The 249-nt window shown below is 51.0% G+C and carries 1 protein-coding gene; it reads left to right on the top strand.

Annotation, left to right across the window (positions count from 1 at the left end; translation table 11 throughout):
* Positions 1-249, top strand: a 249-nt coding sequence (locus MiSe_RS54520) for a hypothetical protein (RefSeq protein ID WP_226595148.1), incomplete at both ends; no start/stop codon positions are given.

Below are 249 nucleotides of genomic sequence, written 5' to 3'. Positions count from 1 at the left end.
CATCTTTGGGTGTAAATCAAAATTGATCTACGCCGTGCCCCTGGGTGTAGGGGCAGGGCATCCTACAATCTTTGGGTGTAAATCAAAATTGATCTACGCCGTGCCCCTGGGTGTAGGGGCACGGCATTCTACCATCTTTGGGTGTAAATCAAAATTGATCTACGCCGTGCCCCTGGGTGTAGGGGCAGGGCATCCTACAATCTTTGGGTGTAAATCAAAATTGATCTACGCCGTGCCCCTGGGTGTAGG

The sequence above is a fragment of the Microseira wollei NIES-4236 genome (genome assembly GCF_020521235.1).
In the GTDB taxonomy this organism is placed as follows: Bacteria; Cyanobacteriota; Cyanobacteriia; order Cyanobacteriales; family Aerosakkonemataceae; genus Microseira; species Microseira wollei.
This window is presented reverse-complemented; position numbering and strand designations above follow the sequence as displayed.